Origin of the sequence: Ferruginibacter sp., assembly GCF_031430955.1 — a bacterium.
In the GTDB taxonomy this organism is placed as follows: domain Bacteria; phylum Bacteroidota; class Bacteroidia; order Chitinophagales; family Chitinophagaceae; genus Ferruginibacter.
Genome location: NZ_JANPCM010000031.1, coordinates 1 through 5,383, shown reverse-complemented (window position 1 = coordinate 5,383; position 5,383 = coordinate 1). Strand labels below are relative to the sequence as shown.

Below are 5,383 nucleotides of genomic sequence, written 5' to 3'. Positions count from 1 at the left end.
AAGATTATTTTTTCAGAGGTAAATTTTTAGACAGTGCTATTTATTCTTTACTACACAAAAAATAAAGCCCCGTTCAATTAAGAACGGGGCTTATTTGCGTTTAGGTTTATTAGTTTACATTTTTGGTAACAGCACGTGATTAACCACATGTATTACACCATTGCTTTGGTTAACATCTTTAATAGTTACATAAGCCACGCCACCGCTTTCATCTTTAATGGCAATTTTATTTCCTTTCATCATAATCATTAAGTTTCCACCTGCAACGGTTTTTACAGTAGCATTACCATTACCTTTCTTAATTAATTTTGCTAAATCTTTTGAAGTGTATTTGCCTGAAACCACATGGTAAGTTAATACACCTGTTAAAGCTGCTTTGCTTTCTGGTTTCAATAAATTATCTACAGTACCTGCAGGCAACATATTAAACGCTGCATTGGTTGGGGCAAATACGGTAAACGGTCCTGCACTTTGTAATGTTTCTACAAGGCCTGCAGCTTTTACAGCGGCAACTAATGTAGTGTGGTCTTTACTGTTTACTGCATTTTCAACAATATTTTTAGATGGATACATTGCAGCACCACCAACCATAACTGTTTTTTCCATTTGTGCAAATGATGCATTAACAAATAACATTGCTATTGCTCCAAAAAGAAATTTTTTTACCTGTTTCATAAATGTGTTTTTAAGTTTGTTTTAATTTTTTATTTACAGAAACATTTACGGCAGATGAAAAAGAATGGATTGTTTTTTTATAAAAAATATTTTGTGTTGAAGGATTTTACACCATAACAATGCAGCAATAAAACAATATTGCAATTGAAAAATAAAAAATAAAAAATTGTGTGAGATTAAAAAATGAGCATTAGATTTTGCCCATACTTACTACTTTAGTGGGTGTTGGATTACCCCCCTCTGTTTCTAAAGATATTGCAAAGAATTCTGCTCTTCCAAATGCATGCATTTTTTGCATGCGGAATTTTTTTCCCTTATCATTAGTAATTATTAAGCCGCCATCAACAGGCTTACCATCTACAATAGCCCAAAACTGGTATTGCTTGCCAGCTGGTGCATCGGGTAAATTACTGGCATCTACCATTACATCACCGGTGTTTTTCATCCAGTAAATTTTTGCTGTGGCTTCAGGTAAAGTTGGTTGACCTTGTAACGCAACAGGTATACTGTATTTACTTTGTACAATATTTAAATCAGTTTTCATGTCATCAGTTTGCTGTTGTACCTGTGCAAGCTGTTGCTGTGTTTGTTGTAAATCTTTATTAGCTGTATCATATTTGTTATAATACATCACATTCATTATTGCACTGCCTGCAAGTAAAATAATTGATGCAGCTGCAGCAAATTTCCAGTAATTTTTAAAAGCGACTACTTTGGCAGTTGATCCATTATCAATATCACTAACCGGCCTTAATGCATTTATCCTGGTAAATATTTTTTCTTTTATTTCTGTTGGAGGAGTTACAGCGGCTGCCTGTGCGTAATTTTCTAAACCAGATTCTATGTCTTTTAATTCAGCAGCAGCTTCCGGATATTGTTTTATCCAATTCTCTACCTGCTGCCGCTCTGTTGAAGAGGCGAGGCCTGTTGCGTAAAGCTCCAGCAAACCGGATGATATGATATCTTGTACTTGCACTTTTATTGTAACATTTTTCTTAATTCTAATATTGCTGATCGCATTCTTGTTTTTACAGTACCCAGCGGAATACCCATTTCTTTCGAAATTTCGTCCTGGGTGTACCCGTTAAAATAGGCCATATCAATAATACTTCTTTGCTCTGGTTTTAAATTACTTAGCTGTTTTCTTATTCCAATCGCATCAAATCTTTCAACTGTAGCATTATTATCGGCATAATTACTTACGGAGTTTTCGTCACTTGAGATTTTGCTTTGCTTTTTATATCCTTTGCTGCGTAAGGTATCAATAGTAAGATTTCGGGTAAGGTTCAGCATCCAGGTAAATAACCTTCCTTTAGTAGTATCGTAATTAGAAAAATTATTCCAGATTTTTACAAATGCTTCCTGCAGTATATCTTCGGAAAGTTCTTTATCTTCTACCAATCTGTAAATAATCCCGTTAAGGGCTGCAGCATAGTTATCATATAAATACGAAAATGCCTGCTGGTTTCGGTTTTGCAGTTGCAATACCAGTTCCTCTTCGCTGTATTTTATTGTATCCTGCAATGGGGTTAATTGAATGATTTAAAATCGAAAATAGAGCATTTTTTTAAAACTTAGTACCTTAACTGTCAATAAAATGAAAATGATACAAAAAACGATACCAGTTCTGCCTGCTATTAACATACAAGACACCATAATGTTTTACGAAAGTAAATTAGGTTTTACCGCATTTGACCTTGGCGGCTATGTGGTAATGAAAAAAGATGATGCCGAACTGCACTTTTTTTTATGTGCCGACAGGTATCTTTGTGAAAATTCCCGTAGTTATATACGGGTTAGCAATATTGAAGATCTTTATATCGAATTATCAGCATTAAACATCATTTTGCCCAATGGTAAATTAGCCGGCAAAAACCGTGGATTGAAAGAATTTTGTGTACGGGACAACAATGGTAATTTATTAAGATTTGCAGAAGATACATGGAAATAAATTTATGAGTACTATAATAATAAGAACAATATTGCCAGAAGATAACAAGACCCTGGCAAAAATTATCCGTAATTCGCTGGAGGAATTTAAGGCCAATAAACCAGGCACTGTTTATTTTGATGAGAGTACCGATAATTTATCAGAAGTTTTTAAAACACCTAACAGTATTTATTTTGTTGCCGAAGCAGATGGTGTATTATTGGGCGGAGGCGGCATTTACCCCACCCAAAACTTACCTGCCGGCACCTGCGAATTGGTAAAATTATATTTAAGCAATGCTGCAAGGGGTAAAGGCATTGGAAAACTATTGATGGAGAAATGTTTTACTGCCGCCAAAGATCTGGGCTATAAAAAAATGTATTTAGAAACAATGCCAGAATTAAATATCGCTGTACCCATGTATGAAAAAATGGGATTTACTTATTTACAATCGCCGCAGGGCAACAGTGGCCATGGCGGTTGCGATATTTGGATGATAAAAGATTTGTAACCATACATTTTGTGGAATTAACTGCAGCATGGATCTAATGGCAGATGTACAAAATGAAAATATTATTCTGCCTCTTTTCTTTTAGTTTATTTTTTTCCTGCGGTAAAAAAGCCAGGCAGTCAGCAATGGTATTTAATCAACCGGCAGCATTTAGTCCCGTAAAATTAAATTACGATTCCTGCAAAAAAGATATTCTTCTTACCAAAGAAAAAAACAAAGCGGCCTGGGGCAAATTAACTAAACAACAAAAAGAAAAAATTTTTACAACATCGGTTGCAGAAACTATTATCCCCAATTGGATTGGTACAGCCTGGAATTTTAACGGCATTAGTCAAACGCCGCAAAAAGGGACTATTGCCTGCGGTTACTTTGTTACTACCGTTTTACGGGATGCAGGTTTAAACATTGCAAGGGTAAAGCTGGCGCAATGTGCATCCGAGCAAATGATGCTTTCCTTAATTCAACCAAAATATGTACAACGCTTTAGCAATATTGCAATGGATAATTTTATACAAAAAATACAACACCAGGGTTACGGCTTATATATTGCAGGTTTAGATAACCACACCGGTTTTATTTATAACGATGGTTCAGAAATTTATTTTATTCACTCCACATTTGCAGGTACAAGAAATGTACAAAAAGAAAAAGCGGCAGCAAGCCGGGTATTACAACAAAGTAAATATAAAGTGCTGGGTAAAATAAGTACTGATGAAAATGTTTTAGCAAGATGGATCGTCAATAGTGAATGGTGAATAGTCAATCGTTAGGGGTTAAAACCTCTACTTCATATACGGCACTAAACAAATACAGTTTTCCTGTTTTTACTTCTACACATTTGTACCGCTTGCGTATCTTCTCCCCTTTTTTAAAAATTCTGCCGCCTTTAATTTTAAACAGGCTTCCTTCTGCAATATTTTCCACCAAATAAATGCCGTTTTTTTTATCATCATAATTATTTAACACCCTTAATAATTTTTCATCGCCGCAACTGCTGGCTGCAGGGTTTTGTAAAGTTTGCATCAAAGCCTTTTCAATATCTGCCGGAAAAATTTTCTTCAATAAAAACTTGGCCAGTATTTTTCCAAATTCATTTTTCCATTCTTTACCATGTGCCATTACAAGGTGGCCAAATTGTTCGTACGTAAATAAATGTGCCAGCTCATGTAAAAGCGTAATTAAAAATGCATATTTATTAAGATTACCATTTACACTAATGCGGTGTGTTTGGCCTGCATGGGCATGGCGGTAATCGCCTAAAATACTTTGCCTTTGGCGGCTAACGGTAAGGTGTACTTTATAATGCTGCAGGTAATACAGCACTTCATCAAAACTGCCATCTGGTAAATAAGATTGTAACTGTAAAAGCGGCGCTTCCTGTTTAGGCATTTTTTTGTTTGTTCAGCTTCATAACAATGGCAACTTCCACCGCAAGGTAAAGGAAGTACAGAAAAATGGAAATGTATATTGCAGGTTTATTAACCGACTTGCCAATAATAATTACATACGCTAAAAATGCCCCCAGCACTACAAACATTTTTATCATCATAGCCCCCATCATACTGCGTACAAAAACATTGGGATTGGTATTTTGCAAACCCCTGCGCTGTAAAAGAAAAGCAATAAAATTGGTTAAAAAAAATAAAGCGTTAGCAGCAATTAAAACATCTCTATCCACACCATATTTTTCTAAAATAGATTTTCCTGTTAAAAAAAAAGTATTTAAAAAAATAAAAATTAATATTAAAGGTAAAACCTGTTTGCGCCTGTTTTGCATTATTGTTTGTTTGATAATTGAATTGGTGAAAACGAAAAGTTAGACCAATTAGAAATGCAAACCATAGTGTCAGCCTGAGTTTGTCGAAGGCGGGTTGACTATTGCACCGGTTTCGACAATCCCGATTACACCTGGGACAGACATTTTTTAATCGGATACATTCAATTTCTAATTGGTATTAAACTGCACAAAGATAACAGCTAAACTAAAACAAAAAAGTTCAGGTATTATCCTGAACTTTTTAAACAATATTATTCTTTGGTTACATTTAATAAGATAACCGTACTATAAAATGAATTTGATTAAACCGATGGGGGATAATTTTATTCGTTAACCGCACTGGCCCTTGCGGTAACAAACTCCACCACATTAGCACCCATATGGCATTGGCCATTGAATGATGCGGTTGGTTCAATTTGTAATTTTCCGGCGTACAAATCACCATCCACCACTGCATTGCCATGCAGGTACAGCAGTTCGGCAACTTTTA

The 5,383-nt window shown here is 35.2% G+C and carries 8 protein-coding genes; 3 read left to right on the top strand and 5 right to left on the bottom strand.

Annotation, left to right across the window (positions count from 1 at the left end; genetic code table 11):
- Positions 1-114: 114 nt before the first annotated feature.
- From ACY65O_RS00910 to ACY65O_RS00900, 3 genes are all read right to left on the bottom strand, one after another.
- Positions 115-675, bottom strand: coding sequence for a fasciclin domain-containing protein (locus ACY65O_RS00910; protein ID WP_462218965.1), 561 nt, complete (start codon positions 673-675; stop codon positions 115-117).
- 190 nt (positions 676-865) lie between these two features.
- Positions 866-1,651 (bottom strand): anti-sigma factor, encoded by a 786-nt coding sequence (locus tag ACY65O_RS00905; RefSeq protein WP_462218964.1) that lies wholly within the window; start codon positions 1,649-1,651, stop codon positions 866-868.
- 2 nt (positions 1,652-1,653) lie between these two features.
- Positions 1,654-2,199, bottom strand: coding sequence for an RNA polymerase sigma factor (locus tag ACY65O_RS00900; RefSeq protein ID WP_462218963.1), 546 nt, complete (start codon positions 2,197-2,199; stop codon positions 1,654-1,656).
- Between the two features lie 73 nt (positions 2,200-2,272).
- On the opposite strand from ACY65O_RS00900, the gene ACY65O_RS00895 reads away from it, so the two are divergent.
- The 3 genes from ACY65O_RS00895 to ACY65O_RS00885 are packed head-to-tail and all read left to right on the top strand — an operon-like array spanning position 2,273 to position 3,871.
- The gene (locus tag ACY65O_RS00895) at positions 2,273-2,626 is read left to right on the top strand and encodes a VOC family protein (protein ID WP_462218962.1); all 354 of its coding nucleotides are present in this window, start codon (positions 2,273-2,275) and stop codon (positions 2,624-2,626) included.
- Between the two features lie 4 nt (positions 2,627-2,630).
- Positions 2,631-3,116 carry a GNAT family N-acetyltransferase gene (locus ACY65O_RS00890; RefSeq protein WP_462218961.1) on the top strand — a complete coding sequence of 162 codons (486 nt, stop codon included), beginning with the start codon at positions 2,631-2,633 and terminating at the stop codon, positions 3,114-3,116.
- 53 nt (positions 3,117-3,169) lie between these two features.
- Positions 3,170-3,871, top strand: a complete 702-nt coding sequence (locus ACY65O_RS00885) for a hypothetical protein (RefSeq protein ID WP_462218960.1) — start codon at positions 3,170-3,172, stop codon at positions 3,869-3,871.
- A 4-nt stretch (positions 3,872-3,875) separates the two neighbouring features.
- Here the strand turns inward: ACY65O_RS00885 and ACY65O_RS00880 are convergent, their stop codons facing one another.
- Positions 3,876-4,505, bottom strand: a complete 630-nt coding sequence (locus ACY65O_RS00880; protein WP_462218959.1) for a SprT-like domain-containing protein — start codon at positions 4,503-4,505, stop codon at positions 3,876-3,878.
- Positions 4,498-4,893 (bottom strand): hypothetical protein, encoded by a 396-nt coding sequence (locus ACY65O_RS00875; RefSeq protein ID WP_462218958.1) that lies wholly within the window; start codon positions 4,891-4,893, stop codon positions 4,498-4,500. Before ACY65O_RS00875 ends, ACY65O_RS00880 begins: the two co-directional genes overlap by 8 nt.
- Between the last annotated feature and the right edge of the window lie 490 nt (positions 4,894-5,383).